Below are 24,897 nucleotides of genomic sequence, written 5' to 3' on the forward strand. Positions count from 1 at the left end.
GCCGCGGGTGAAGGGGTACGACCCCGGCTCGCCCAGTTTCCCGGCCGGGTCCCAGCCCTCCAGCACCTGCGGCCCGTACACCGGCTCGATGGGCAGTCCGGACTCCGACTCGCGCGTCATGGGTGTGCCTCCCGCCTCGCTCGGCCCCGAACTCAACAATGCCGCCAAGTTCGCCACCGGGCACCCACGGGAAACATCTCACGTGACGTACATCTGGGGCACGCGTGAGACGCCGGGGGTCGGGATGCGTACCAGGGGCATGGGGAGATCGTGGGCGGGCGCGCTCGCCGGAGTGTGTGTGCTGACGGGGTGCACGGTGCAGGCCGCGGGCTCGGAGGGCGGACAGCAGCCGCCGCCGGTGCGGATCGAGATCTCCCGTACGCCGTCCGACGACAAGCCCGGCGCCGAGCCCGGAGACCGACCCAGCGCCAAGCCCAGCCCCAGGCCGGCCCCCACGCCGCCCAAGGTCATGTGGAGGCCCGGCGACACCGGGCGGGACGTGCGGGAGCTCCAGGCCCGGCTGCGCCAGGTCGCCTGGCTCTTCGACGGGCCGACCGGGACCTACGACGATCTGACCGAGCAGGCGGTCAAGGGCTTCCAGGGCAAGCGCGGACTGGCGAGGACCGGCGAGACCGACGCCGTCACCTGGCAGCGGCTGCTGCGGATGACGAACGAGCCCGGCCAGTGGGACCTCTATCTGATGGGCGGGCAGCCGGCCGACGCACCCGACGCACGCTGCATGACCGGCCGGGTGCTGTGCATCAGCAAGACCAGCCGGACACTGCGCTGGATGGTCGACGGGCGGACGGTGACGACGGTCCCGGTCCGGTTCGGCTCGCAGTACACCCCCACCCGGGAAGGTGTGTTCCAGGTCTACTGGAAGTCACGGCACCATGTGTCGACGCTCTATGACTCGCCGATGCCGTACGCGATGTTCTTCAGCGGCGGCCAGGCGGTGCACTACTCGTCGGACTTCGCGGCCACCGGTTACGCCGGCGCCTCGCACGGCTGCGTCAACGTACGGGACGAGGCGGCGATCGCGGGGCTGTTCGCGCAGGTGAGGAGCGGCGACAAGGTCGTCGTCCACTGGTGAGAAGCGGTGAGTGGGGCGCGGGCGGGACCGGGGGAACGTGTCCCGCCCGCGCCGATGCACGAGCCGTAGGTACGGGGGGAACCCCGGCTCTGTGCGACGGCCGATGACCAGTCGGCTCATTCATTACTGCGTCGCGACGGCCGAAAATGTCACGCGCGGCACGAGAAAAAGTTCAGACGGAGATAAAACAGCAGGTCAGACGGGTTGTTCAGGCCCCGGGTGCACCGAGGACGCTGTACGACGGGCTGGGTGCCGGCTCGGGAGAGGCCGACCCCGGGGAGGCCGTCGTCGCACGCTTCGGCAGCAGCGGGTTGAGGTCGGGCAGCAAGGGGGCGCTGTCGTCCCGGGTGTCGCCGGGCACTATGCCGCTGCCGTCGTCGTCACCGTCTCTGCCGCTCTCGTCGTCGTCCTTGTTCTCACCGCGGTCCTTGCCGGAGCCGTCCCTGGACTCGCCGGACGCGTCATCGCCGTCGGCCGCGTTCAGGACGGCCTTGCAGTACTTCGTCACGCGTCCGGAGCCGCCCGCCATGTCCTGGAGGGCACGTCGGCGGTCGGCGGGCAGCTCCTTGCCGTCACGCACATCGCGGCAGGCCGCGGTCACCGAGCCCCACCAGTTGCGGAAACCGTCCGCCCGGCCCTGGGTGCCGGGGTTCTCGTCGGGCGCCTGACCGCCGGGCTGGGTGTGCTGCGGGGGTGGGCCGCCGGTGGGACCGCTCGGGGCATCCTCCGGCGCGGGCGTTCCGCTTCCACCGTCCGGGGTGTCCTTCGGCGGGGGTGACACCAGCGGGCGCTCGGGGGTCGCGGCGGCCGAGACCGAGGCGCCGGGCGCCGGTTCCTCCCCGCCGAACGGGGTCGGCAGCACGCCGGTTCCGGCCGCGACCCCGACGCCGCCGACCATCACGGCGGCCAGCGCGGCGGCCACACCCAGGCGCAGCGGACGGGCCCAGTGGGGGCGCCGCTCGGCGCGGACGGGAGTGCCGATCCGGACGAGCCCGGCGTCGGCGGCCCCGTGCCGGGCACCGCCGAAGACCACCGTCCCCTCGCCCTTCTCCGCGCGCACCTTGCGGAACGCGGCCAATGCGGCGGCCTCACCGGGGAGTTCGGCACCGGTCGGCGGGGGTGCCGCGGACAGCGCACCGAGGGTTTCGGCGAGGCGGGCGGCCCGGTCGCGGGCGGCGGGGTCGACAGCTTCCAGTGACGCACCGCGCAGCAAAAGTTCCGCCGTTTCACGGTCCAGCCATCTGCACTGCTCGTCGGCCATCACATGTCCTTCTGCGTCCGCGCACGCGTATGCGTCACACTCGCGGACGTCACCGCGCGGTCGCGCGGCTCTCTCTGCGGCGGCAGGGCGTCGAGCCCGCCGACCGATTCCGGATCGGCTTCCGGGTGGTCGCCCAGCAGTTCGGCGAGCCGCTTCAGACCCCGGTGCGCCGCCGTACGGACGGCACCCGGGCGCTTGCCGAGGGTCTCGGCGGCGGTCTTGGCGTCGAGGCCCACCACCACGCGCAGGACGACGGCCTCGGCCTGGTCCTGCGGCAGCCGGGCGATGAGGGAGAGCGTGCTGTCCGTGGCCAGCGCCTCGATGGCCTCGCCGGCCGTGTCGGACTCGGCGGCCTTCCCGGTCAGCTCGGTCTCGTCGCCGCCGATCGCCGGGCGGCGGCCGCGCATCCGTATGTGGTCCAGCGCGCGGTTGCGGGCGATCCGGGCGGCCCAGCCGCGGAAACGGTCCGCGTCCCCGCTGAACCGCTCCAGGTCACGGGCTATCTGAAGCCAGGCCTCGGAGGCGATGTCCTCGGCGTCGTAGTCGCCGACGAGTGTCCGGACGTAGCCGAGCAACCGCGGGTGCACCGCGCGGTACACAGTCCGGAACGCGGTCTCGTCCCCGTCCTGTGCCGCAAGCACCGCGGCTGTCAGCTCCGCGTCGTCCCCCAGCACCCGTATTCCTCGGTAGATGGTCAGTTATCGGCCGCGGCTTCGGAGCCGCCGATGCTCACGGTGAACAGTCACCTTCCCCGTCCGGCGCGAAAGGCACGTTACGACTTGAAACCGCTGCTCGTCCATGTCCGTCCAAGATGCAACTACCGGGTGACGGCGTGAGGTGTGACAGAAAACGCACTCATGGCGCTGTAGGAGATACGGGTCGCCGCGCGGCCCGTGCCGCGCGACGGCCGGGGCCTCTCCTGTGGGGGGTGGCGGCCCCGGCCGTTGCTTTGGCTCACAACTCATGGGCCCCGGTGGGGTGTTGAGCGGGTTACTTCTGCTTCGCCCTGGGCTTCTTGGTCTCCGCCGGACCGACTCCATTGCCCTTGCCGGCCACGCTGCCGGTTTTGCCCGGCTTGTCACCAGGTGTCGCCTGCGCCAACTGCTCCGCGCAGTACGCGGCGACGTCGCCCTCTCCGCCCGCGGCCGCGATGAGCCGCTGCCAGGCGGTCGACTCCAGAGCCTTGCCGTTGCCCTTGACGTGCTCATAGGCGCGGCAGTGCGCCTCGGTGTCCTTGGCGGTGACGGGACGGTCCGGGCGTACGGATTCGGTCGGGGAAGGCTGTGCTGCCGGTTCGCCGGGGGCGGAGGCATGCGCATCCGGGCGCTCGTGTTCGCCGGACGACGTACCGATCGCGGCGACCGCGACACCTCCGAGAGTGAGGCTCGCGAGGGCCACGGAGAGCGTTGCTTTCAGAGAGCGCTTCACACGCCGTTGCTCCCGGGGCCGCCAGTCGTCGCGACGGCGCGTACGGGCCTGGTGCTCGCCGGCGGCCCGGGCGGCCCGGAACGCGGCCACGGCCCGATGCTCGGCGTCGGTGCCGACGTCGCCTGCGCGCATCGCGGCGGCCAGCAGCGCCTCCAGACCGGCCCCGTCGTACACCTGCTCAGGTCCGGACACGGCGCCGCCCGGTCGCGCACGCCGGCGGCCGGATGCGGCCCGGTCTCCGCGCTGCCGTTCACCCATGTCCGATCCGTTCCTCGTCCGGTCCTCCGGCCTGTCCGCCGGCCCACCGCCGTCTTCGCTCACTTCGACTCCCCCAGCGTGCGGGGGCCGTCATCCGTCACACCCTCGACTCCCAGCTGCTCGGCCAGGCGCTTCAGACCCCGGTACGCGGCGGTGCGTACGGCGCCGGGGCGCTTGCCCAGGACGCGGGCGGCGGCGGAGCCGTCGAGGCCGACCACCACGCGCAGCAGTACGGCCTCGGCCTGCTCGCGCGGCAGCCCTCGGACCAGCTCCAGGGCGTGCTCGGTGGAGATGGCCTCCAGCGCCTCGTCGTGCGTGCTGTGCGCGGAGGCCAGGTCCAGTACGTCCTGCTCCGTCGCCGTCGACCGGGGCCGCACCTTCTGCCGGCGCAGATGGTCCAGCGCCCGGTGCCGGGCGATGGTCGCGGTCCAGCCACGGAACCCGGCCCCGTCGCCCTTGAACCGCCCGAGATCCCGGGCGATCTCCAGCCAGGCGTCCGAGGCCACGTCCTCGGCGTCGTCGCCGACGATCCCGCGCAGATAGCCGAGCAGTCCGGGCTGCACGATCCGGTAGGCGACCGCGAAAGCGGCCTCGTCACCTTCCTGGGCCCGCGCGACGGCCGCGCCCAGTTCCCCGTCGTACGTGTGCACGCGGCGGGGTTTCCCTACCTGGCCCAAGAACTGTCCTCGTTCGTACCGAGTTGTGGCGGATCCGCACGGCGCGCCTTCACCGCCTCTGCGAACGTCCTCCACGACCAACAGCGTCTGGCCTCGCATAAGTGTCACAGCGCCCCGACCCTCCCACCCGTCAAGGGAGTGACGTAGGGCACATCTCGCCGCCGTGATGTTCACAGATCGCACGGCGCTGTAAGGGTTGCCCACCCCCGTGACGGGTGGGCCATTTGTTGATTCCTAGGGGTGGGACATTTGAGTCGCAAGTCGACCCGTGCGTACAAACCGCTGAGCCTCAAGCGAAGAGCCTGGCTGACCATCGGGGCAGTGGTACTGGGAGGCGCGGGAGTCGTCACCTACGCGGTCGCCGAACCGAGTTCCGATCAGGCGGCCCAAGTCGCCCGCGACAAACGGCCCGTGAAGGTCCATGACCTCGCGATGAAGGCCGCGGGCGCCGGCAAGCGGGAGCTCGCCAGGACCGGCACCGAGCAGTTCTCGCTGCTCGGGGTCACCTGGGCGGAGGACGCCCAGCCGCTCGACGGGACCGCGCAGGTGCGGACCCGGAGCGTCGAGACCGGCGCCTGGTCCGGCTGGCAGGACCTGGACGTCGACGACGCACACGCCGTCGACCGGGCCGAGCCCGGTGCGGAGGATGCCCGTGGTGGTTCCGAGCCGCTCTGGGTCGGGCCGTCCGACGGTGTCGAGGCCCGTGTCGTCGCCGGGGACGGATCGGCGAGTGCCGGTCTGCCCAAGGGACTCGAGATCAACCTCGTCGACCCGGGTGTGACCGCCCGGGAGGCGAAGAACAAGGCGCTGGACGGTACCGGCTCCGACCTGGATGCCGCGGCCTTCGCCGTCGAGGACCCGAGTGCATCGCCGTCGGACTCCCCGACTCCGAGCACCGAGCCCTCGCCCACCGACTCTCCCGTGGTCAGCGAGCCACCGTCGGCCTCGGCCTCGGTCTCCCCGAGCGAGAGCACCAGCCCGTCCCCGAGCGAGAGCGCGAGCCCTTCGCCGACCCCGACGGTCCCCACCGCCCCGCCCTCCACGGTCCACCAGCCGCCGATCGTCTCCCGCGCCCAGTGGGGCGCCGACGAGTCGATGGTCGACGACCCGGCGGAGTACATCGACAAGGTCAGCGCGGTCTTCGTGCACCACACGGTCGGCACGAACAACTACAGCTGCGCCGAGTCGGCGGCGCTGGTGCGCGGCATCATGGCGTACCACGTCGAGACCGAGAAGTGGAACGACATCGGCTACAACTTCCTGGTCGACAAGTGCGGCCGGATCTTCGAGGGCCGCGCGGGCGGCATCGACCTGCCGGTGCGCGGCGCGCACACGTACGGCTTCAACGGTGACTCGACGGGCATCGCCGTCCTCGGCGACTTCGAGGGCGACCCGAACGCCACTCCGCCGAAGCCCGCGGGCAGGCCGACCCGGGCGACCCTGGAGTCCGTGGCCCGCGTCGCCGCCTGGAAACTCGGCCAGTACGGGGGCAACCCGACCGGCAAGGTCACGCTGACCGCCGGCGCCGACACGGGCGTGTGGAAGGCGGGCCAGCAGGCCACGCTCAACACCGTCTCCGGTCACCGCGACGGCTTCGCCACCGCCTGCCCGGGCAAGAACCTCTACGCCAAGCTGGGCGAGATCCGGCGCTACACGGCGAGCGCGGGCAAGAACTCCGCGATCCCGACCGCCGACCTCAACCGGGACGGCATCGACGACCTGGTCGCCGGCACCCCGAAGGCGAACCGGGTGACCGTGGTCCCGGGCGGCATCGACGGCCCCGTCGCCACGGCGAAGCTCGGCCTCACCCAGAGCAGCCCGGGCGTCCCCGGTTCCTCCGAGACCGGCGACGACTTCGGCGCCTCGACCGCCTGGGGCGACGTCAACGGCGACGGCTACGCCGACCTCGCGATCGGCTCACCGGGCGAGGACGACACCAGCGGCAACGCCGACCGCGGCCAGGTGTCGGTGATGTACGGCCCCGCCCTCACGACCGGCTTCTCCTTCACCACGTCGGGCGTCACGGCGGCGGGTGCGAAGCTCGGCTCGGCCCTCGCCATGGGCGACTTCAACGCCGACGGCAAGGCGGACGTCTTCGCGGCCGGCACCGGCAAGGGCGGCAACTGGAACGTGCGGACAGGCAACGGCGTCCACCAGTACGGCACCCTCACCACCGCCACGGGTGCGCTCGCCTACCTGGACGCCGCGACCGGCGACTTCAACCGGGACGGCTTCGCGGATGTCGCCGTCAACTACCGCGACGCCGGCGGCATCGGCCGCGTCGTCCGCTTCGCGGGTTCGGCCACCGGTCTGGCCAAGGTCGGCGTGATCTCCGTCAAGGGCGGCCGCTCCATCGCCGCGGGCGACGTCAACGGAAACGGCTACGACGACATCGTCATCGGCCAGCCGTACGCCGCCGAGTCCGGCGGGAAGACCGGCGGCCAGGTGACCATGGTCCCGGGCACGTCCACCGGCTTCACCACCACCGGCATGACGACGATCCACCAGGACAGCACGGGAGTTCCCGGCGCCAACGAGACGAACGACGCGATGGGCGCCTCGGTCTCGGTCGGCGACTTCAACGCCGACGGATACGCGGACGTCCTCACGGGCGTCCCGAACGAGGACATCACCCGCAGCGGTGTCAACCAGGTCAACGCAGGCCAGGCGCTCCTGATCAAGGGCATCGCGTCCGGCCTCACCGGCTCCGGCTCGGTCGCGGTCTCGCAGGACACGACCGGCGTGACCGGCTCCACCGAGAGCAGTGACGCGTTCGGCTCGTCGGTGTCGCTGACGGACCTGTCCGGATTCGGGCGGGCCGACCTCACGTTCGGCGTGATGGGCGAGGACGCGGGCGACGGCATCCTCATGTACACCCCGAGCAACAGCGCGGGCCTCGGCTACTCGTCGACAGCCGTGTTCAGCAAGTCCGCGCTGGGCACCCCGACGGGCGGCCGCCTGGGCCAGACGATGGCGCCGTAACGCCCGGCGGTTGGCCGGGGCCCTGTGCAGTGGGCAGGGCCCCGGCCGGTCAGTGAAGTGACGTTCCGCCGGTCGCGTCCCGGCACAGCAGCCGCAGCGAGCCGTCCCCGGCGAAGCAGCGGCGCGCCTCGTCGATCGGGTCCCACAGGCGGCCGTCGGGCGTGCGGACCCAGTGGTCACCGCCGCCCGCCCACCACTCGGCGCCGGTCTGCCGTACGACGACCTCACCGGCGTACGCGCCGAAGCCACGCAGCATGCTCTCCACGGCGGCGTACGGCGTGCCCTCGCGGCGCAGTTCCTCGATCATCCGGTCGACACGCCACAGACTCTGGGCCGTGTAGTCGAGCCGAATCCGCGCGCCCTCGCGCATGGTCGCCACCGCGTCCGCCGCCCACCGCACCGGCTTCACCGCGGCCTGGGGCCTGGTCTCCTGCTGTGTCGTCACATTGGGAAGAGCGAGGTCAGCGAGGATTTCGTCACCCGGATCCGGCCACTGCGCGAGACCGGCGCAGGACCGCCCCACGGCCTGCACGACGCGCACAGGATTCGCTCAGCACAAGGGGTTTACGCCTCAGTGACGATTCGGGGCGTCCGTGCGCTCTTGTCACCGATGAGCATGTACTTCCACTTGCGCGCCGTGCCACCCGCGGCCCTGCGCAACAGCGCCACCTGGCAGCAGAAGCTCTTCGAGGACGACTGGGACACGGTGCGCCGGCGCATCGACCGGCACCGCGAGGAGATGCTGGACAGGCACTACCTCGACCACCAGCTCCTGTACGCCTGCACGTCCCCGCACCACACCGAGGAGGGACCGTGGGCCCATGTGGTCCTCGGCGGCCGGCCGGTGCTCCACCCCGAGCCGGGCAGGCCCCCGTTCCTGATGCTGACCGCGGCCCAGGTGGTCCGGGTCGCCGCGTTCCTCACCAAGTCCGACTTCGACGCACTGTGGCGTCCGGTCCACGACAAACTGCTGCCGCGGTACGGCGGACCCGACGCGGAGCCGGAGATCCGCTGTGCCTTCGCGTCGGCCCACCGCGATCTGACGGCGTTCTACGCACGCACCGCGGAGTACGGCGACGCTGTGGTGAAGTGGCTGGTCACCTGAGCCGGACGGTCAGCTCCGCCCCCGCGCCCGCCGCGACACGACCGCGCGCAACACGCGCCGCCCCTCCGTCGACACCTCCAGCGCCTGGCGCAAGCCGACCGCGCCATGCCCGGCCAGCAGCTCCAGGACGGTGACCTGGCGGCGCAGTTCGGCGGCGACGAGCGGCGACAGGCCCGCCGTACGGCCCTCGTGGCGGGCGTCGAGCGAGGCTTGGTCCCCGGTCGGGGCGATGGGCTCAAGCAGCCGGTGGATCTGGAGCGAGGCGACGGAGCAGGCGTCGGCCCACCGCCGTATCTCGGAGGCGGCCGGCTCGACGGGGGCGGCGGCCAGCATGCGGCGGGCCAGGAGCACGGCCTCGTCGTCGGCGTACTCCTCGGGTCCCGCGCTGTCGAGCCTGCCGCGGGCCTGATCGAGCCGCGCCCCCCAGTCGCCGGAGTCGCCATCGTCCGCGAGGCTCGCCCACAGCGGCCGCAGGATCTCGTCGTCGTCACCGCCCAACAGCGGTACGCACCGATCCAAACAAGCCAACCCGCTGGCGGCCAGACCGCGTTCGTCGGCCTGAGCGATCAGTTCCACCAGGCTCATCCACGCCTCCCTCAGCGGGGTACCGTGGGGCGCCTACCTTTACGGAGCCCGCACTTCCCCTTACTGCGTGCGACGGCCCGGGAGTGTCACAGGGGCACGACGCCGAGCCGGTCGAGCATACGGAAGAAGAGGTTTTCGGCCAACGGATCGGCGTCCGCGGTAAGAACGTCGAGCAACGGCCCGTCGGACACCTCGTGCCCGGCCTCCGCCGCCCAGGCGACAGCACGCTCGGCGGCGTCACGCGGCTCCAGGAAGTAGTCCTCCAGCGTGAGCCCTTCCTTGTCGGCGCCGAGATACCCGGCCATCGCGGCCCGTGCGAGACAGGTCGACCACGCCCCGCTCTGCGGCCCCGCCGCCTCCACTACCGCACAGGCGCTGTCCATCACGTAACCGAAGAGCGCGGGCGCCCCGCTCTCCTCGGCCAGCGCGTTCATGCTCCCGATGTCGCCGTCCCCGCTCGGGTACTCCCACACCTGCCAGCCGCCGGGCGCTGACGCCCGTAAGCTCATGCCCTGCGCGCCGGACAGCGCCGCCAACTCGTCGAGCGGCCGCTCGCTGCGCCCCACGACCAAGTACCCCCAGTAACCCATTCCGCCCCCTCCTGGCTTCAACTCGGGCCGAATACATCACAGTCGTACGCGAGTTCGCAGCCGTACCGGACAATTCGCGCGTGTCGCCATCACCCCAGCCGGTCGGCCAGCGCCTTGAAGTCCGCCCAGGTGAGCTGCGGCCGGTTCGGGTTCCACAGCTTCTGGACGGTCGCCGCCAGCGGCAGCCGGATGCCGGCCGCGACCTGGTCCTGGGTCTGGGAGTCCGCGAGGTCGCACCACACGGCGAAGGACCCGCCGAGGATCTGGTCCTCGTACCGCACCGCAACCGCCTGTGTACCGCGCACCACCCGCGGCGTCCACTGCTCGTAGATGCGCTGCCCCGTCGGATAGACGAAGGTCTGCGGCTGCCCGAGGACGTAGTACAGGAACTCGTCGTTGTAGTTGACGATGTCCCGCCCGGCGCTCAGATACTCCACCGGCTGCCGCGCGCCGATCTCCTTGCCCGTCCAGTACGCGACCTGGAGATCCTCGGCGGCCTCCACGGACGTACCCGCGTAGAAGCCGTCGTTCCACGCGCGCATCGTCCGGTCGTGCGCACGGATCGTGTCCGCGCGGTCGTTGAGCCAGCCGGTGGCGAGGTCGGCGACGGTGGCGCCGGAGCCGTAGGCCTGCGTGGCGGCGGAGGCCAGCTGCGGATAGGAGGCCTCGGGGTTGTCCACCGTCAACGCCGCGTACTCGTCGCCACCGAGATGCCAGTAGCCGCCGGGAAAGAGGTCGGCGTACTCGTTCAGCAGATCGTCGACGATGGTCGCGGACTCTTCCTTGGAGATGTCGATCGCACCCCGCGGCGCCACCCCCTGCGCGCTGCGCAACTGAAGATCGGGATGAGCGGCGATGACGGCCCCGAGATGCCCCGGCGAGTCGATCTCGGGCACGACCGTGACGTGCAGGCTCTCCCCGAGCTCGACGATCTTCTTCACCTGCGCCTTGGTCAGATGCTCCTTGGACACGATCTCCGGATGGGTGTCGGACTGGATACGGAACCCCTGGTCGTCCGAGAAGTGCAGCCCCAGCTGGTTGAACTTCAGGTCCGCCAGCTCGCGCACCCGGTCCTCGATCCAGTCGGCCGTGAAGTGCTTGCGGGCGATGTCGACCATCAACCCCCGCTGCGGCTTGGCCGGCTCGTCACGTACGACGCCCTCCGGCGCCGTACCACCGCCATGCACCGCCTGCTTCAGTGTCCGGGTGCCGTAGAACACGCCCGAGTCGGCAGGCCCGCTGATGTTCACCCGCCCGCCACGCACGGTCAGGGTGTACGACTCCGGGTCCGCGCCTTCGTCATCGTTCAACGCCAGCCGTACGTCCCCGCCGCGCACGTCCTCCTTCTCCCCCGCGTACGACAGCCCCAGCTCACCCGCGAGCAGCCGCCCCTCGTCGACGAGTTCCGCGTCGTTCACGACCACCCGCTGACCGCGCGCCGGCTTCCAGCCGGGCCCACGGGCGGGAGTGTGCCCGCGTACGGCGGGGATGGTGCGGGGTGTCCGGGACAAGGGGTAGGTGCGGGTCGGGCTGGGACTGGCACTGGGGCTGCGGCTTTCCGACGGAGTCCCCGCCGACGTCGTACCGGTCGCGGGCAGCCGGGACGCCGAACCCTGGTCGGGCCCGCCCTCGTCACCCGAGGCCGCCCAGATCCCCAGACCGAGCCCGACCGCCACGACGGCCGCCGCCGCGACCAGCATCCGCCGCCCGTCCGTCCATGCCGAGATCCGGCGCCTGTGCTGACTCACAGCGCCAACCTAGGCCCTGAGCGAAGCGACATCCGTCCACCACGCGTTCCGAAACTCTCCCGTGCGGGTGAAATTCGGGCATCCGTCGGACACGTCATGTCCGATCTCGATAACGTGGCGGCACAAATCTCACACCATCCCCTGCCGAATCACGTGACGCCCACACACCTCCCTGGCCAAGTCGCCATACCCGACCAGACCCGGGGCACGTCCTCTCCCCTGGGCCACTTCAACACGGCCCCCGCCGACGACGCCCACTCCACCCTCCTCACCTGCCTCCACAGCCTCCGCTGGGCCCAGAGGCTGGCCGACCACCGCCCGTACCCGGACCTCGAGTCCCTCCTCGCCGCATCCGACGAGGCGGCGTACGACCTGACGGCGGCGGATCTGTCGGAGGCACTGGCGGGAGAGACACTTCCTGAGCTTCCCGACGGAACGTACTCAGCCGCCCACACCGCACTGAGTGCCGCACACGCCGCGTACGAGGCACGCTTCGGCCACGCGTTCGTCATCTCCGTCGACCACCTGCCGCCGAACGAGGTCCTCGACCAAGTACTGGCGGGCATCCGGTCACGATTGACAAACGATCCGGAGGAGGAACGGGTGGTGGCAGCAGAGGAACTCCGCCGCCTGGCAAGAGGGCGTTTGGTGACGCACCTGAGGGGCGCGGGGCTGTAACGACTTGCGGCTCCGCCGCGTGGGCGCGACAAGCCCCCACTCGGCCGCACCCGGCACATAACCGCACACACCACCCCGAATAGCCCGTTCGACTGCCACTTTGATCACACCGACAGGCCCCGGCTCAAGCACAGCGCAGCGCCTCGCTACGATGCTGGGGGCCGGTGGACCGTACCCGGCCGGGCCCGACCGACAGCACAAGCCGGCGCGGCCCCAATCCCCGCTCCCGGAGGAACTTCCGTGCCGGCTGGAACGCTGTACCGCGGCCGGGAAGGAATGTGGTCCTGGGTGGCTCATCGAGTCACCGGCGTCCTCATTTTCTTCTTCCTGTTCGTTCACGTACTGGACACCGCCCTCGTCCGTGTCTCCCCCGAGGCATACGACGACGTCGTGGCCACGTACAAGACGCCGATCGTCGCGCTGCTGGAGTACGGCCTCGTCGCCGCCATCCTCTTCCACGCGCTCAACGGCCTGCGTGTCATCGCCGTCGACTTCTGGTCCAAGGGCCCGCGCTTCCAGAAGCAGATGCTCTGGTCCGTCGTCGGCCTGTGGCTGGTGCTGATGCTCGGGGCGATCTACCCCGTCCTCGGCCACGCCGCTCGTGAAGTGTTCGGGAGCTGACGCGTATGTCCATCACCGAGAAATCCGCAGCCGGGATCGGCCCCGTCGAGGGCGATTCCGTCTACACCGTCGACAACCCCGCGCCGCTGATCGAGGCCCCGCGCAAGCGCACCAGGAAGACCCCGAAGTCCACGCGGGGCAACTTCGAGATGGCCGCCTGGCTGTTCATGCGCCTGTCCGGCGTCGTGCTGGTCGTCCTGGTCCTCGGCCATCTGCTGATCCAGCTCGTGCTGGACGGCGGCGTGTCGAAGATCGGCTTCGCCTTCGTGGCCGGCCGCTGGGCCAGCCCCTTCTGGCAGGTCTGGGACCTGCTGATGCTCTGGCTCGCGATGCTGCACGGCGCCAACGGCCTGCGCACGGTCATCAACGACTACGCGGAGCGCGCGAACACCCGGCTGTGGCTCAAGGGCCTGCTCTACACCGCCACGGTGTTCACCATCCTGCTGGGCACGCTGGTGATCTTCACCTTCGACCCGAACATCCGCTAGGCACGGGGCTGAGGAATTCCTGATGAAGATCCACAAGTACGACACAGTCATCGTCGGCGCGGGTGGCGCCGGCATGCGCGCAGCCATCGAGTCGACGAAGCGCAGCCGCACCGCCGTGCTCACCAAGCTCTACCCCACTCGCTCCCACACGGGCGCCGCGCAGGGCGGCATGGCCGCCGCGCTGGCCAACGTGGAGGAGGACAACTGGGAGTGGCACACCTTCGACACGGTCAAGGGCGGTGACTACCTGGTCGACCAGGACGCCGCCGAGATCCTGGCGAAGGAGGCCATCGACTCGGTCCTCGACCTGGAGAAGATGGGCCTGCCGTTCAACCGCACCCCGAACGGCACGATCGACCAGCGCCGCTTCGGTGGTCACTCGCGCAACCACGGCGAGGCCCCGGTCCGCCGGTCCTGCTACGCCGCGGACCGCACCGGCCACATGATCCTCCAGACGCTGTACCAGAACTGCGTGAAGGAGGGCGTGGAGTTCTACAACGAGTTCTACGTCCTCGACCAGCTGATCACCGAGGTCGACGGCGTCAAGCGGTCGGCGGGTGTCGTCGCGTACGAACTGGCGACCGGCGAGATCCACGTCTTCCAGGCGAAGGCGGTCATCTACGCCTCCGGCGGCTGCGGCAAGTTCTTCAAGGTGACGTCGAACGCGCACACGCTGACGGGTGACGGCCAGGCGGCGGTCTACCGTCGCGGTCTGCCGCTGGAGGACATGGAGTTCTTCCAGTTCCACCCGACCGGCATCTGGCGTATGGGCATCCTGCTGACGGAGGGCGCCCGTGGTGAGGGCGGCATCCTCCGCAACAAGGACGGCGAGCGCTTCATGGAGAAGTACGCGCCGGTGATGAAGGACCTCGCCTCGCGTGACGTCGTATCGCGCTCCATCTACACGGAGATCCGCGAGGGCCGCGGCTGCGGCCCCGAGGGCGACCACGTCTACCTGGACCTCACCCACCTCCCGCCGGAGCAGCTGGACGCCAAGCTCCCGGACATCACCGAGTTCGCGCGCACCTACCTGGGCATCGAGCCGTACACGGACCCGATCCCGATCCAGCCCACCGCGCACTACGCCATGGGCGGCATCCCGACGAACGTCGAGGGTGAGGTCCTGATCGACAACACGACGGTGGTCCCGGGCCTGTACGCGGCCGGCGAGGTCGCCTGCGTCTCGGTGCACGGCGCGAACCGTCTGGGCACCAACTCGCTCCTGGACATCAACGTGTTCGGGCGTCGGGCGGGCATCGCGGCGGCGGAGTACAGCCAGAAGGCGGAGTTCGTGGAGCTGCCGGAAAGCCCGGCTCAGCAGGTGATCGACCAGGTCGAGCACCTGCGCGCCTCCACCGGCACCGAGCGCGTGTCGACCCTGCGTCGCGAGCTCCAGGAGACCATGGACGCGAACGTCATGGTGTTCCGCACCGAGCAGACGATCAAGACGGCGGTGGAGAAGATCGCGGAACTCCGCGAGCGCTTCAGGAACGTCTCGATCCAGGACAAGGGCAAGCGGTTCAACACGGACCTGCTGGAAGCGATCGAGCTCGGCAACCTCCTGGACCTCGCCGAGGTCATGGCCGTGTCCGCCCTCGCCCGCAAGGAGTCCCGCGGCGGTCACTACCGCGAGGACTACCCGAACCGCGACGACGTCAACTTCATGCGCCACACCATGGCGTACCGCGAGGTGGGCGACGACGGCACCGAGTCCATTCGTCTCGACTACAAGCCGGTCGTCCAGACCCGCTACCAGCCGATGGAGCGTAAGTACTGATGGCAACCCCTGTTCTGGACAAGGTGGAGGCGGAGACCGCGGCGTCCCCCTACATCACGGTCACGTTCCGAGTCCGCCGCTTCAACCCGGAGGTCTCGGCCGAGGCGACCTGGGAAGACTTCCAGCTGGAGATCGACCCGAAGGAACGCGTCCTCGACGGCCTCCACAAGATCAAGTGGGACGTCGACGGCACCCTGACCTTCCGCCGCTCCTGCGCCCACGGCATCTGCGGCTCGGACGCCATGCGCATCAACGGCAAGAACCGCCTGGCCTGCAAGACGCTGATCAAGGACATCAACCCTGAGAAGCCGATCACGGTAGAGCCCATCAAGGGGCTTACGGTCCTGAAGGACCTGGTCGTCGACATGGAGCCGTTCTTCCAGGCGTACCGCGACGTGATGCCGTTCCTGATCACCAAGGACACGAACGAGCCCACGCGTGAGCGCTTCCAGACCGCCGAGGACCGCGAACGCTTCGACGACACGACGAAGTGCATCCTCTGCGCGGCCTGCACGTCCTCGTGCCCGGTCTTCTGGAACGACGGCCAGTACTTCGGCCCCGCCGCCATCGTCAACGCCCACCGCTTCATCTTCGACTCGCGTGACGAGGCCGGCGAGCAGCGCCTGGAGATCCTCAACGACAAGGATGGCGTGTGGCGTTGCCGTACGACATTCAACTGCACGGATGCTTGTCCGCGCGGTATTGAGGTGACGAAGGCGATCGCCGAGGTGAAGAAGGCGCTGATCACGCGCCGCTTCTGAGGTCGTCTCCGAACGTCCTCGAAGGGCCCGCTCCCGGGGGAGCGGGCCCTTCGCCGTCCGAGCCGGACGTCCCGCCCCGGAACTCCTGGCCCGAACCGGGACGGCACGGCATACTCGGGTGACGCTTGGGCTGGGGGGAGGCGGGGTGCCGGACAGACGGATCGCGCGCGCCGGTCGACTGGGGCTGTGGGTCAAGCTGTTGAGCCTGCGGCGCGCGCTGCTGCTGAGTGACCCCTATCTGGGACCGTACGGCAAGAGCGGGAGCAACGAGTACCGCCATGTGTGCCAGGTGGTGGGCTGTACGGAGAAGACATTCCTCCTCACGACCCGGGCCACGGACTTCTGCAAGGCAAGGCACCCGACCGTGGCGGCCGTGGTCGTCAAGGACGCGATTCGCTTCCCGGCCAAGTCGGCCGGGATGTTCATCTACTTCTGCCTGGCGTGCGACGACGACCCGCCCCAGCGCCTCGCGACAGCCGGGACTCCCCGCTGCGCGCGGTACGCCTCGCACGGGCCGATGACCCTGATCGCGTGCCCGTAGGGGGACCGGGATGTTCGGTGACTTGGCCAAGGCCGGCACGAAGGCCATGGGAGGTGCCCGCTTCGGGCTGCTGAACGTGCTCCCCGGAGCGCTCGTGACCGCCGTGACGGTGGCGCTGGTCCGGGCACACGCCTACGACTTCGGACGCCCGGTGGACCTGGGAGCGGTGCTCCCGGGAAAGTCCGAGCTCGGCCCCGCGGTCGTGTTCGCCCTCGCCGCGCTGGTCGGCGGCATCCTGCTGCGCCCCTTCGAGCGTGTCCTCGTCCAGCAGTTGGAGGGGTACTGGGCGGCCCCCTCGCCCCTTGCGCCGCTGCGCACGGCGGCGGTCGAGCTGCACCGGCGGCGCAGGGACAACGCGTTCGCACGGCTGACGCTCAACAAACGGGAGGAGCTGAAGTTCGGGCGTGGACCGTCGTCCCTCGCGGATCTGGCCGCCCAGGAACGCAGGATGGGGCGCCAGGCGCGGGCAGTGGCGCGGGACCGGCAGCTGTACCAGACCTATCCGGACGACCGGGGCCTGCCCCGGCGGCCCCGGAAGCCGGCCCTCACCCATCTGATGCCCACCCGCCTGGGCAACGTCCTGCGCCGCGGCGAGGAGATGGCGGGCGGGCGTTACGGCCTGGACGCGATGACCGTCTACCCGCGCATCTACCCGTACATCTCCGAGCGGCTGGCCGAGGCCATGGCCCGGCAACTCGAACTGCTCGCCGCGACCGCCTCGTTGAGCGTCTCCTTCGGTCTGCTGTCGGCTCTCACCCTGCCGTTGCTCGGTCGGCTGGACTGGTGGTCCGTGACGCCCTTCGCAGCGGCAGCTCTGTCGGTCCTGGCCTACCGCGGCGCCGTGGTCACCGCCCGCTACACCGGCACCGTGTTCAGCACCGTCTTCGACCTGCACCGCTTCGATCTCACCGCGGCCATGCGCTACCCGCTGCCGGAGACGGCCGCCGAGGAGTTCGACCTGAACCAGCGTCTGACGAGCTACCTGCACGACGCGGAGACCCACACCCTGCACAAGGACGACGGCCTCGGCGACAAGAAGTTCTCCCACCCGCGAGAACCCACGCCCCCGACAGGCCAGCCCCTGATCCCGCCCGCGGGCGACGGCGCCGGGTCAGCGTGACCGGATGGTCACCGTGCCGCCGACGCCGATCACGTTCAGCTGGATCCGGCGCGGCAGTTCGGCCCGGGCCTCGTCGACGTAGATGTCCGTAGTGGCGTAGACCCGGACCTGGTCGGCGAAGTGCACCGCCGGCGCGTTGGCCACGTTGCCCTTCACCACGGCGCACCGATGGTCCACTTCGATGGTCACGCTGCCGAACAGAAGGGTGACATCGAGTTCGAGCACTTCGGCGGTCGGGGCGCCCTCGATCGTGGCATCGGGCTGGAAGTGCACATCGGCGAGTCTCAGGCGGACCTCGCCCAGGTACGACGCGACGGAGATCCGCTGTAGCGGTGCCGACGGTTCGGTCAGCTCCGGATGGACCGGCACCACCACACTGCGGTAGCGCCGCAGGGGGCCGTCGTTCGCGCCGTCGGGCTCGGCGGGGACCCCGCCCAGGGCGATCGCCGCCCCCAGCAGGATCGCGAGCGCCGGCCAGGCCTTCGCGGACGTGCCGCCGTCGAGGTAGCCGGCGTCGTGCACGGCCCACAGAGCACCGCCCATGATGAGAGCGAGGGGCGCGGCCAACAGCCCCCGCGGCACCGCCGCGCGGAGCAGGAGCAGCAGTCCGAGGCCGAGGAGCGCGTACGGCAGAGCGGTGAGCGCCCAACGCCCGCCGGAGCGGACGGCGTCCGAGTCGCCGAGCAGCCACACGGTCCCGGCGATCACGATCAGCAGCCCGAACGCGATCCGCACTCGGCTCATGGTCCCCCCTCCGCAATCCGGGGGAAGGGTACCGAAGGGCCTCAAGCGGCCAGTCAGGCGGTTTCCCGCGCGCGCTGCGGTCAGCCACCGCCGGACGCGGCCCGCCGTACCTAATCTGATCGCATGGCAGATGAAGAGTCATACGAACTGCTCGGGTTCGACAACGTGCTGTTTCCCGTCGGGGACCTCGGAGAGGCCGTCGACTTCTACGAGCGGGCCGGGTTCGCGGTGGCGTTCCGGTTCGACGAGGGTGGGATCGCGCTGCTGAGGGTCGGGGGTGAGACGCCGGGGATTCTGTTGCGGGTCGAGGAGGAGTTCGGGCACCGTCCGCCGACATGGCCCCCCACCCGGGTGTGGCTGGAGGTGCCGGACGCCCGGGGGGCAGTCCGGCAGCTGGCCGCCGTGGGGATCCCGCCGCTCGACGAGCCCCTCTCCGTGGCCACCGGCTGGACGGTCGAGATCGCCGACCCGTGGGGGAACGTCATCGGGTTCACCGACTACTCGAAGCGGCCTGAGCTGGGGCGAGTGGCGGGGCGGGCCGGGTGATCACTTTCGGGTGAACGGGATCGAACGGGACACGGGGGAGCCGACCTGCCTACGATGATGCTCTCGACACCAGCCCACAGGAGGCACGTGATGTCCGCAGCATCCGTCGAGCGGCCCCATGAGCACCGTCCTCTGATCACGGAGGCGAACCGGCTCATGGACCGCAATCCGGGCTACCGCGTCGAGATCATCGGAGGCCAGATCCTCGTGACCCCGCCACCGGACGGCCCGCACGCCGTGGCCCTGACCCGGCTCATGCGTCCATTCATCGTGGCGGGACTGGACGACGGCGAGAGTCGCGTCGTGCAGGGCGTCGGCCTCTGGCTACCCACCGGATCCGAGGACTACGCGATCCCTGATCTCTCCTTGGTCGACGCCGACTTCCACGACCACCATGTCGAGAACAACTGCTACGACCCCGTCTGCTTCCGCCTGGTCCTGGAAGTCACCTCCAGCAACTACCGGACCGACTTGCGCGACAAGGTGAAGGCGTACGCCAGTGCCAAGATTCCGGTCTACGCCATCGTCGACCGCAAGCACCAGCGCCTCCACGTCCTGACCGACCCCGCCGGGGACGAGTACGAGAACCATCGCCCGCACTCCCCCGGCGAGATCGTCACGCTGCCCGGCTCCATCGGCGCCGACGTCACCCTGGACGTCAACGAGGTCTTGAAGGCCGGTCTCCCAAGGGCTAATTGACCGCGTCCACCTCCCCCTCGGCCAACTCCACGTCGTACACCAACGGCCCGTCCTCCACGACCACATGCCGGGCCCGCGACCCGTACGAAGCGGCCGTCGTCGCCAGCAGGTACGCACCCGGCGCCGGGACCGACAGGATGTAGGAGCCGTCGGCCAGGGATGTGACGCGGTCCAGCTGACGGCCTCCCTTCGACAGCAGGGTCACGGCCGCGCCCGCGACGGGCTCGCCGTCGGCCGTGCGGATGAAGCCGTGGACGACTGAGGCGCCACCCTCCATGGCAGGCTCCGTCTCCTCTTCACGCGGCTCGACCGCGAGGTGCGGCAGCCGCTTCTCCAGCCCGGCAGGCAGCCACCAGTTGGAGTTGCCCAGCAGGTGCATCGCGGCCGGTACGAGTGCCGTACGCAGGATGAACGCGTCGAGGGCGACCGCTCCCGCGAGGCCGATGCCCGCCATCGCGGCCTCCAGCTCACCGCTGAGGATGAAGGCGCTGAAGACGCACATCATGATCAGCGCGGCGCAGTTGATCACCCGGCTCGTCTCCGCCAGGCCGACCCGGACCGCGCGCGCGTTGTCCTTGGTGTGCACCCACTCCTCGTGCATGCGGCTCACCAGGAACACCTGGTAGTCCATCGAGAGGCCGAAGAGCAGGGACAGCATGATCACCGGGAGGAAGGCGGCGATCGGGCCTTCCTTGCCGACGCCGAGGAGTTCGGTGCCCCAGCCCCACTGGAAGATCGCCACGAGTACGCCGAAGGACGCGGCGGCCGCGACGAGGTTCATCACCGCGGCCGTCAGGGGCACCACCAGGGAGCGGAAGGCCACCATCAGGAGCAGGAAGCCCAGCGCGATGATCGCCGCGACGAAGTACGGGAGGCGGTCGGCGGTCACCGACGCGAAGTCCTTGGACACCGCCGTCACCCCGCCCACGTGCGCCTCGACGTCGGCCGCGGGGATGACGTCGTCGCGCAAGCGGTCGATCAGCCGGTCGGTCTCCGCATCCTGTGGTGACGTCGTCGGGACCACCTGGATCACCGAGATGCCGTTCGCGGGCGGCAGCGCGGCGACCTCGGCCACGCCCTCGGTCGACTCGATGCGCGAGACGAGCCCCGGCGTGGCTTCGCCGTCCACGACGACCTGGAGCGGCCCGTTGAAGCCGGGCCCGAAACCCTCGGCGAGCAGGTCGTACGCCTGCCGGGTCGTCGTCGACTCCTGGTGGTTGCCCTGGTCGGAGGTGCCGAGCCGGATCGACAGGACGGGGATCGACAGGCCCACCATGACGAGGAGGGCCACAGCGGCGATGGAACGGGGACGTCGTTCGACGTACGCCGACCAGCGCGCCGCGGGCCCGCTCGCGTGCTCCGGCTCCGGTCCCGCCGCGGCGAGCCGGCGCCGCTGCCGACGGCTGAGGACCCGCATGCCGAGCAGTCCGAGGAGGGCCGGCAGCATGGTGACCGCGGCCAGCACGCCCAGCACGACGGTCAGGGACGTCGCGATGACCACGCCGTCGAGGAAGCGCAGGTTCATCACCAGCATGCCGGCGAGGGCGATGACCACGGTGCCACCCGCGAACAACACGGCCCGTCCAGAAGTGTTGAGGGCCTTCACCGCCGCCTCCTCCGGCTTCATGCCGCGCAGGATGCCGCGCCGGTGCCGGGTGACGATGAACAACGCGTAGTCGATGCCCACGCCCAGGCCGATCAACGAGCCGAGCAGCGGGGCGACGTCGGGGACGTTCGTGACATGGCTGAGCAGCCCTGTCCCCATGATGCCGATGCCCAGGGCGACGACCGCCACGACGATCGGCAGCAGCATCGCGAAGAACGCGCCGAAGGCGAGGAAGAGGACAATCGCGGCCGCCAGGACGCCTACCAGCTCGGACGTGCCCTGCGCCGCCTCCTGGACACGGGTGATCGCCTGACCGCCCAACTCCACTTGCAGACCGTCGCGTTCGGCGTCCTGCGCCGTTTCGACGACGTCCTCCACCAGCTCCTTGGGTACGGCGTTCGCCTGCTCGGTGAAGGTGACCTGGGCGTACGCGATCCGCCCGTTCTCACTGATCTGCGCCGCTCCGCCCGCACCCGCGTACGGGCTGGTGACCTCGCCGACTCCGCCCATGCCCGCGATCTCGTTCAGCGCGGGCTCGATCCGGGACTGTACGGACTCGTCCCGCACCGAACCCTCGTCGACCTTCCACACGATCGTGTCGGTGTCACCGGAACTCTCCGGGAAGGCCTTCTCCATCAGGTCGTACGCACTCTTGGAGTCCGTGTTCGGCAGGGAGAAGACGTTCGCGTAGTTGGTACCCGCGGTCGATCCCGCGAAGCCCACGCCGAACAGTGCCCCCACCCACAGCAACAGGACCACCAGCCGGTGCCGATAGCACCAGCGTGCCAATGCCGCCACGCTCAAGCTCCTTCGTCGCTCGGTTCGGTCGGTCCCCCAGGTCCTGGGCAACAGGATTGGCGGCGGCACGCGCGCGTGGACATGACCCGCCCATGACTCTCAAGGAACTCCAAAGACCGGAACCGGCCCCGTTGTCAGTGCCCGCGCCGATACTGGGGGCATGTCGAAGGCACCGGGCACCGTGCTGGTCGTGGAGGACGAGGAGAGCATCGCCGACGTCCTCGCCATAGCGCTGCGCTACCACCGGTTCGAGGTGATGATCGCGGGCAGCGTCCGCGAGGCGCTCACGCTCGCCGAGCGCACGCGTCCGGACGCCGCCCTGCTCGACGTCATGCTGCCCGACGGCGACGGCCGGGCGCTGGGCCGGGAACTGCGCGAGAGAAGGCCCGACCTGGCGCTGGTGTTCCTGACCGCGCGCGACTCGCCCGCCGAGATCGTCGGCGCCCTCGGCTTCGGCGACGACTACATCACCAAGCCGTTCAACATCGACGAGGTCGTCGCGCGGATCACGGCGGTCCTGCGGCGGACGCGGTCCGCCGACGTACTCCCCCAGCGCCCGCCGCTGCGGTACGGCGATCTGGAGCTGGACGAGACGACGTACTGCGTGCACCGCGCGGGCCGGACGGTCGAGCTCACCCCCACCGAGTACGCACTGCTGCGCTTCCTGGTGCGCAACGGCGGCCGGATCGTCCCCAAGGAGCAACTCCTGCGCCACGTCTGGCAGTACGAGCACACGCCACCCGAATCGACCGTCGTGGAGACCTACATCAGCTATCTGCGGCGCAAGCTGGACGCCCTGGGCGCACCGGTGATCACCACGCGGCGCGGCGTCGGGTACGGACTGGCATGACGTTCGGTCCGTTTCGCGGCAAGCGCGGCATCCACTCGCTGCGCGTCAAGCTGACGCTGGCGAACGTGGCGCTGCTCGCGCTCGGCATCGTCATGGCGACGGCGGTGAGTCTGATGGCCGCGCGGCACTATCTGCTCGACAAGGTGGACTCCGAGCTGGTGAGCGAGCGTGCCTCGCTCCAGAACGCCGGATTCAACATGGAGCAGATCGAGTCGCTGGGCGAAATGAGCGTCGCCCTGGACAAGTTCGCGGGCAACAACACCGACGCCCTGCCCAACACCGCGGACTCGGTGTTCGTCGCCGTCGACGGCACGGGGCGTCCGGTGGCCCTCGGCGCGCTCGCACCGACGGCCCGGCAGCGCGCGGTCGCCGAGGCCGCGGGGAACCCGGCCGCGCTCGCCGCCGAGACGGAGCCGCGGGACGTGCGCGTCGAGGGCGAGCCGTACCGGATGGTCGGGGCGAAGCTGTCCGACGGCACGACCATAGTGATCGCCACCTCCACCGAGGCGCTGCACGAGGGCATGGCCAAGGCGCTCAAGCTGGACTTCGCCTTCGGCACAGTGCTGTTGGCGCTGCTCGCCTGTCTGACCATGTTGAGCGTGAGCCGCCGGATGCGGCCGCTGGAGGACATGGTGGAGACGTCATCGGCGATCGCCGAGGGGGACCTGACCCGGCGTGTGCCGTCCAGCCGGGAGGCCACGATGGAGGTGGAGCAGCTGCGGCTGGCCCTCAACTCCATGCTCCACCAGGTTGAGTCGGCGTATCTCACCCGCGAGCGCAGCGCGGCCCAGCTGCGCCGCTTCGTCGCCGACGCCTCGCACGAGCTGCGCACCCCGCTGTCCGCGATACGCGGCTACCTCCAGCTGTTCGACAAGGGGATGCTGGACCCGGCGGAGCAGAAGCGCGCCGGGGAGCGGGTGATGACGGAGGCCGACCGGATGGGGCGGCTCGTCGACGAGCTGCTCACCCTCGCCCGCCTCGACCAGCAGCCCGAACTTCAGCTCCGGAACGTCGACTTGAGCCGCCTGGTGCGCGATGCGGCCGAGGACCTGCGGGTCCAGCAGCCCGACCGGCCTCTCGCGGTCGACGCAAGCGGCTCCCTGCTGGTGCACGCCGACGAGTCGGGGCTCCGGCAGGTCCTGGGCAACCTGGTGGGCAACGTACGCACGCACACGGCGGCCGATGTGCCGGTGCGGCTCGGTGTGGGGCGCCGCAACGGCGTCGTGCGGCTCTGCGTCGAGGACAAGGGCCCGGGGCTCGCCGAGGAGGACGCGGCCCGGATCTTCGACCGGTTCTTCCGGGCCGGGGGCGGCGCGGGCAGCGGGCTGGGCATGGCGATCGTCCAGGGGGTCGTACGGGCGCACGGGGGCGAGGTGGCGGTGCGGACGGCGCCGGGTGAGGGGCTGGCGGTGACGGTCACGTTGCCGGTGCGGGCGCCCATACCGTCGTAGCGCCGAACGCCCCTCCCTCCGTGGGACCTAGGAAGCGGCCGGCACCAGCGCCCATACGGTCTTGCCGTGCCTGCCGCGGCTCCACACGCCCCACGCCGCCGCGATGTTCTCCACGAGTTGGAGTCCGCGGCCGGTCTCCTCCCCCTCGCCCACCACCCGCAGCCGGGGCTCCACCTGGCCCTCGTCCGACACCTCTATGAGACAGGAGCCGTCGGCGAGAGCGGTCACCGCCACCTCGAACTCGCGCTCCAGCAAAGGACCGTGGCGTACGACGTTGGTGGCCAGCTCGGACACCAGGAGGACCGCGTCGGACAGCGCGGGGTCGTCGGGGCCGTGGCCCCAGTCGGCCAGATGGTCTCGCACCCGGCGCCTGGCGAGACCGACGGAAGCCGGATGCCGGGGCAGCCGGAAGGAGTTGCGTCTCAGCACGTCTGCTCCTCATCCCGCGCACACCTCCGTCACATGGTGCTGCGTGGGGAAGCTACCCGGT

25 protein-coding genes are annotated in these 24,897 nt (G+C 70.4%); 14 read left to right on the forward strand and 11 right to left on the reverse strand.

Annotated elements, in window-relative coordinates; all coding sequences use genetic code 11:
- Positions 1-259 precede the first annotated feature (259 nt).
- Complete coding sequence (locus KCH87_RS45415) at positions 260-1,093, forward strand: L,D-transpeptidase family protein (RefSeq protein ID WP_247197811.1); 834 nt, start codon at positions 260-262, stop codon at positions 1,091-1,093.
- Between the two features lie 208 nt (positions 1,094-1,301).
- Here KCH87_RS45415 and KCH87_RS45420 read toward each other — a convergent pair whose 3' ends face one another.
- The 4 genes from KCH87_RS45420 to KCH87_RS45435 all read right to left on the reverse strand — a co-directional run bounded on the left by KCH87_RS45420 (position 1,302) and on the right by KCH87_RS45435 (position 4,717).
- Entirely contained in the window at positions 1,302-2,354 is a 1,053-nt protein-coding gene (locus KCH87_RS45420; protein WP_210593839.1) for an extensin, read from the reverse strand.
- The gene (locus tag KCH87_RS45425) at positions 2,354-3,028 is read right to left on the reverse strand and encodes an RNA polymerase sigma factor (protein WP_210593840.1); all 675 of its coding nucleotides are present in this window, start codon (positions 3,026-3,028) and stop codon (positions 2,354-2,356) included. Before KCH87_RS45425 ends, KCH87_RS45420 begins: the two co-directional genes overlap by 1 nt.
- A 316-nt stretch (positions 3,029-3,344) precedes the next feature.
- Entirely contained in the window at positions 3,345-4,040 is a 696-nt protein-coding gene (locus KCH87_RS45430; RefSeq protein ID WP_210593841.1) for a hypothetical protein, read from the reverse strand.
- Between the two features lie 59 nt (positions 4,041-4,099).
- Positions 4,100-4,717 (reverse strand): RNA polymerase sigma factor, encoded by a 618-nt coding sequence (locus tag KCH87_RS45435; protein ID WP_210593842.1) that lies wholly within the window; start codon positions 4,715-4,717, stop codon positions 4,100-4,102.
- A gap of 240 nt (positions 4,718-4,957) precedes the next feature.
- Between KCH87_RS45435 and KCH87_RS45440 the strand changes: the two genes are divergently transcribed.
- Positions 4,958-7,699: an FG-GAP-like repeat-containing protein gene (locus KCH87_RS45440; RefSeq protein WP_374199104.1), complete on the forward strand. Its 2,742-nt coding sequence runs from the start codon at positions 4,958-4,960 to the stop codon at positions 7,697-7,699.
- 49 nt (positions 7,700-7,748) lie between these two features.
- Here the strand turns inward: KCH87_RS45440 and KCH87_RS45445 are convergent, their stop codons facing one another.
- The gene (locus KCH87_RS45445; RefSeq protein ID WP_210593891.1) at positions 7,749-8,144 is read right to left on the reverse strand and encodes a hypothetical protein; all 396 of its coding nucleotides are present in this window, start codon (positions 8,142-8,144) and stop codon (positions 7,749-7,751) included.
- Between the two features lie 165 nt (positions 8,145-8,309).
- Here KCH87_RS45445 and KCH87_RS45450 point away from each other — a divergent pair, with 165 nt between their 5' ends.
- The gene (locus KCH87_RS45450) at positions 8,310-8,804 is read left to right on the forward strand and encodes a DUF1877 family protein (RefSeq protein WP_210593844.1); all 495 of its coding nucleotides are present in this window, start codon (positions 8,310-8,312) and stop codon (positions 8,802-8,804) included.
- 9 nt (positions 8,805-8,813) lie between these two features.
- On the opposite strand, the gene KCH87_RS45455 is transcribed toward KCH87_RS45450, so the two are convergent.
- The 3 genes from KCH87_RS45455 to KCH87_RS45465 all read right to left on the reverse strand — a co-directional run bounded on the left by KCH87_RS45455 (position 8,814) and on the right by KCH87_RS45465 (position 11,679).
- Complete coding sequence (locus tag KCH87_RS45455; RefSeq protein ID WP_210593845.1) at positions 8,814-9,389, reverse strand: hypothetical protein; 576 nt, start codon at positions 9,387-9,389, stop codon at positions 8,814-8,816.
- Between the two features lie 86 nt (positions 9,390-9,475).
- Positions 9,476-9,979: a hypothetical protein gene (locus KCH87_RS45460; RefSeq protein ID WP_210593846.1), complete on the reverse strand. Its 504-nt coding sequence runs from the start codon at positions 9,977-9,979 to the stop codon at positions 9,476-9,478.
- Between the two features lie 89 nt (positions 9,980-10,068).
- Positions 10,069-11,679, reverse strand: coding sequence for a glycoside hydrolase family 20 protein (locus KCH87_RS45465; protein ID WP_210593892.1), 1,611 nt, complete (start codon positions 11,677-11,679; stop codon positions 10,069-10,071).
- Between the two features lie 201 nt (positions 11,680-11,880).
- Between KCH87_RS45465 and KCH87_RS45470 the strand changes: the two genes are divergently transcribed.
- From KCH87_RS45470 to KCH87_RS45500, 7 genes are all read left to right on the forward strand, one after another.
- Positions 11,881-12,405 carry a 2-oxo-4-hydroxy-4-carboxy-5-ureidoimidazoline decarboxylase gene (locus KCH87_RS45470; RefSeq protein WP_308299071.1) on the forward strand — a complete coding sequence of 175 codons (525 nt, stop codon included), beginning with the start codon at positions 11,881-11,883 and terminating at the stop codon, positions 12,403-12,405.
- A gap of 240 nt (positions 12,406-12,645) precedes the next feature.
- The gene (gene sdhC, locus KCH87_RS45475; protein ID WP_210593848.1) at positions 12,646-13,026 is read left to right on the forward strand and encodes a succinate dehydrogenase, cytochrome b556 subunit; all 381 of its coding nucleotides are present in this window, start codon (positions 12,646-12,648) and stop codon (positions 13,024-13,026) included.
- Positions 13,027-13,031: 5 nt separating this feature from the next.
- Positions 13,032-13,514, forward strand: a complete 483-nt coding sequence (locus KCH87_RS45480; RefSeq protein ID WP_210593849.1) for a succinate dehydrogenase hydrophobic membrane anchor subunit — start codon at positions 13,032-13,034, stop codon at positions 13,512-13,514.
- 22 nt (positions 13,515-13,536) lie between these two features.
- Positions 13,537-15,291 (forward strand): succinate dehydrogenase flavoprotein subunit, encoded by a 1,755-nt coding sequence (gene sdhA, locus KCH87_RS45485; protein WP_210593850.1) that lies wholly within the window; start codon positions 13,537-13,539, stop codon positions 15,289-15,291.
- The gene (locus KCH87_RS45490; RefSeq protein WP_210593851.1) at positions 15,291-16,052 is read left to right on the forward strand and encodes a succinate dehydrogenase iron-sulfur subunit; all 762 of its coding nucleotides are present in this window, start codon (positions 15,291-15,293) and stop codon (positions 16,050-16,052) included. The genes sdhA and KCH87_RS45490 overlap by 1 nt, the downstream gene beginning before the upstream one ends.
- Before the next feature lie 145 nt (positions 16,053-16,197).
- Positions 16,198-16,593: a hypothetical protein gene (locus KCH87_RS45495; RefSeq protein ID WP_210593852.1), complete on the forward strand. Its 396-nt coding sequence runs from the start codon at positions 16,198-16,200 to the stop codon at positions 16,591-16,593.
- A 10-nt stretch (positions 16,594-16,603) separates the two neighbouring features.
- The gene (locus tag KCH87_RS45500; RefSeq protein ID WP_210593853.1) at positions 16,604-17,713 is read left to right on the forward strand and encodes a hypothetical protein; all 1,110 of its coding nucleotides are present in this window, start codon (positions 16,604-16,606) and stop codon (positions 17,711-17,713) included.
- On the opposite strand, the gene KCH87_RS45505 is transcribed toward KCH87_RS45500, so the two are convergent.
- On the reverse strand, positions 17,705-18,457 hold the full coding sequence (locus KCH87_RS45505) for a hypothetical protein (protein ID WP_210593854.1): 753 nt from the start codon (positions 18,455-18,457) through the stop codon (positions 17,705-17,707). The genes KCH87_RS45500 and KCH87_RS45505 overlap by 9 nt on opposite strands.
- A gap of 123 nt (positions 18,458-18,580) precedes the next feature.
- Here KCH87_RS45505 and KCH87_RS45510 point away from each other — a divergent pair, with 123 nt between their 5' ends.
- Positions 18,581-19,003 (forward strand): VOC family protein, encoded by a 423-nt coding sequence (locus KCH87_RS45510; protein ID WP_210593855.1) that lies wholly within the window; start codon positions 18,581-18,583, stop codon positions 19,001-19,003.
- A gap of 90 nt (positions 19,004-19,093) precedes the next feature.
- A complete protein-coding gene (locus KCH87_RS45515) occupies positions 19,094-19,702 on the forward strand; it encodes a Uma2 family endonuclease (RefSeq protein ID WP_210593856.1) in 609 nt (202 codons plus the stop codon).
- Here the strand turns inward: KCH87_RS45515 and KCH87_RS45520 are convergent.
- Positions 19,695-22,097 (reverse strand): MMPL family transporter, encoded by a 2,403-nt coding sequence (locus KCH87_RS45520; RefSeq protein ID WP_210593893.1) that lies wholly within the window; start codon positions 22,095-22,097, stop codon positions 19,695-19,697. The genes KCH87_RS45515 and KCH87_RS45520 overlap by 8 nt on opposite strands.
- A 169-nt stretch (positions 22,098-22,266) precedes the next feature.
- Between KCH87_RS45520 and KCH87_RS45525 the strand changes: the two genes are divergently transcribed.
- Both KCH87_RS45525 and KCH87_RS45530 read left to right on the forward strand, forming a co-directional pair.
- Positions 22,267-22,956 carry a response regulator transcription factor gene (locus KCH87_RS45525; RefSeq protein ID WP_210593857.1) on the forward strand — a complete coding sequence of 230 codons (690 nt, stop codon included), beginning with the start codon at positions 22,267-22,269 and terminating at the stop codon, positions 22,954-22,956.
- Entirely contained in the window at positions 22,953-24,407 is a 1,455-nt protein-coding gene (locus KCH87_RS45530) for a HAMP domain-containing sensor histidine kinase (protein ID WP_210593858.1), read from the forward strand. Before KCH87_RS45525 ends, KCH87_RS45530 begins: the two co-directional genes overlap by 4 nt.
- A 27-nt stretch (positions 24,408-24,434) precedes the next feature.
- On the opposite strand, the gene KCH87_RS45535 is transcribed toward KCH87_RS45530, so the two are convergent.
- Positions 24,435-24,836: an ATP-binding protein gene (locus tag KCH87_RS45535; protein ID WP_210593859.1), complete on the reverse strand. Its 402-nt coding sequence runs from the start codon at positions 24,834-24,836 to the stop codon at positions 24,435-24,437.
- Positions 24,837-24,897 lie beyond the last annotated feature (61 nt).

The organism is Streptomyces sp. GESEQ-35, from assembly GCF_017948485.1.
Classification (GTDB): domain Bacteria; phylum Actinomycetota; class Actinomycetes; order Streptomycetales; family Streptomycetaceae; genus Streptomyces.

Bases quoted from the DNA above. Each gene is read 5' to 3' on its own strand.
- KCH87_RS45505 (WP_210593854.1), bottom strand. From the start codon at position 18,457: ATGAGCCGAGTGCGGATCGCGTTCGGGCTGCTGATCGTGATCGCCGGG.
- KCH87_RS45450 (WP_210593844.1), top strand. From the start codon at position 8,310: ATGAGCATGTACTTCCACTTGCGCGCCGTGCCACCCGCGGCCCTGCGC.
- KCH87_RS45430 (WP_210593841.1), bottom strand. From the start codon at position 4,040: ATGGGTGAACGGCAGCGCGGAGACCGGGCCGCATCCGGCCGCCGGCGT.
- KCH87_RS45510 (WP_210593855.1), top strand. From the start codon at position 18,581: ATGGCAGATGAAGAGTCATACGAACTGCTCGGGTTCGACAACGTGCTG.
- KCH87_RS45455 (WP_210593845.1), bottom strand. From the start codon at position 9,389: ATGAGCCTGGTGGAACTGATCGCTCAGGCCGACGAACGCGGTCTGGCC.
- KCH87_RS45465 (WP_210593892.1), bottom strand. From the start codon at position 11,679: ATGCTGGTCGCGGCGGCGGCCGTCGTGGCGGTCGGGCTCGGTCTGGGG.
- KCH87_RS45415 (WP_247197811.1), top strand. From the start codon at position 260: ATGGGGAGATCGTGGGCGGGCGCGCTCGCCGGAGTGTGTGTGCTGACG.
- KCH87_RS45480 (WP_210593849.1), top strand. From the start codon at position 13,032: ATGTCCATCACCGAGAAATCCGCAGCCGGGATCGGCCCCGTCGAGGGC.
- KCH87_RS45490 (WP_210593851.1), top strand. From the start codon at position 15,291: ATGGCAACCCCTGTTCTGGACAAGGTGGAGGCGGAGACCGCGGCGTCC.
- KCH87_RS45515 (WP_210593856.1), top strand. From the start codon at position 19,094: ATGTCCGCAGCATCCGTCGAGCGGCCCCATGAGCACCGTCCTCTGATC.
- KCH87_RS45530 (WP_210593858.1), top strand. From the start codon at position 22,953: ATGACGTTCGGTCCGTTTCGCGGCAAGCGCGGCATCCACTCGCTGCGC.
- KCH87_RS45525 (WP_210593857.1), top strand. From the start codon at position 22,267: ATGTCGAAGGCACCGGGCACCGTGCTGGTCGTGGAGGACGAGGAGAGC.
- KCH87_RS45500 (WP_210593853.1), top strand. From the start codon at position 16,604: ATGTTCGGTGACTTGGCCAAGGCCGGCACGAAGGCCATGGGAGGTGCC.
- KCH87_RS45460 (WP_210593846.1), bottom strand. From the start codon at position 9,979: ATGGGTTACTGGGGGTACTTGGTCGTGGGGCGCAGCGAGCGGCCGCTC.
- sdhA (WP_210593850.1), top strand. From the start codon at position 13,537: ATGAAGATCCACAAGTACGACACAGTCATCGTCGGCGCGGGTGGCGCC.
- KCH87_RS45420 (WP_210593839.1), bottom strand. From the start codon at position 2,354: ATGGCCGACGAGCAGTGCAGATGGCTGGACCGTGAAACGGCGGAACTT.